The organism is Nodularia chucula CCY0103 (assembly GCF_963923915.1).
GTDB classification, from domain to species: Bacteria; Cyanobacteriota; Cyanobacteriia; order Cyanobacteriales; family Nostocaceae; genus Nodularia; species Nodularia chucula.
The window spans coordinates 1-256 of record NZ_CAWUOL010000258.1 but is presented as its reverse complement, the minus strand read 5'-3'; the positions used below and the strand labels follow the sequence as shown (position 1 = coordinate 256).

Annotated in this window: 1 protein-coding gene; it reads left to right on the top strand. The window is 66.8% G+C overall.

Annotated features, from left to right (window positions below):
- The coding region (locus ACM0OP_RS24470; RefSeq protein ID WP_414530993.1) for a hypothetical protein at positions 1-256 on the top strand (256 nt) is incomplete at both ends.

Here is a 256-nt window from a genome sequence, read left to right as displayed (position 1 = left end):
GGACAAGTACCTGGACCTGGCCATCGCCGGCCAGCGCACGCGCGGCGACTGGAGCGGCGGCCCGTGGCAGGTCCGCAACGCCCTGGACCGCTTCACCATCGAGAGTGACACCGACAAGGACATCGTGGTCGACCTGTCGGACTGCCTGGCCGACTTCGAGGACGGCCGCGTGTTCCGGGATACCACCTGGAACTACGACCGCCTCTTCGGCATGGTGAAGGACGAGCAGCTGCTGAAGGACGCCCAACTGGCCAAC